Annotated in this window: 1 pseudogene; it reads left to right on the forward strand. The window is 64.4% G+C overall.

Annotation, left to right across the window (positions count from 1 at the left end):
- Positions 1-421 (forward strand): annotated as a pseudogene (pyrG, locus tag AC1DKD_RS42235) (CTP synthetase); the annotation flags it as partial.

A 421-nucleotide genomic window follows, 5' to 3' on the forward strand; every position in this document is an offset into this window, starting at 1 on the left:
TCTACAAGACGATCATCGAGAAGGAACGCCGCGGCGACTATCTGGGCGCGACCGTCCAGGTGATCCCGCACGTCACCAACGAGATCAAGGACTTCGTCCTCTCGCCCGCCATGGACGAGAAGGGCCAGAAGCCGGTCGACTTCGTGCTGGTCGAGATCGGCGGCACCGTCGGCGACATCGAGGGGCTGCCCTTCTTCGAGGCCATCCGCCAGCTGCGCCAGGACCTGCCGCGCGGCCAGAGCTGCTACGTGCACCTGACCCTGCTGCCGTTCATCAAGACGGCCGGCGAGATGAAGACCAAGCCGACCCAGCACTCGGTCAAGGAGCTGCGCTCCATCGGCATCCAGCCGGACATCCTGCTCTGCCGTTGCGAGCAGGAGATCCCGGTCGAGGAAAAGCGCAAGATCGCCCAGTTCTGCAA

This window comes from Cupriavidus sp. 05T313, from assembly GCF_056396665.1.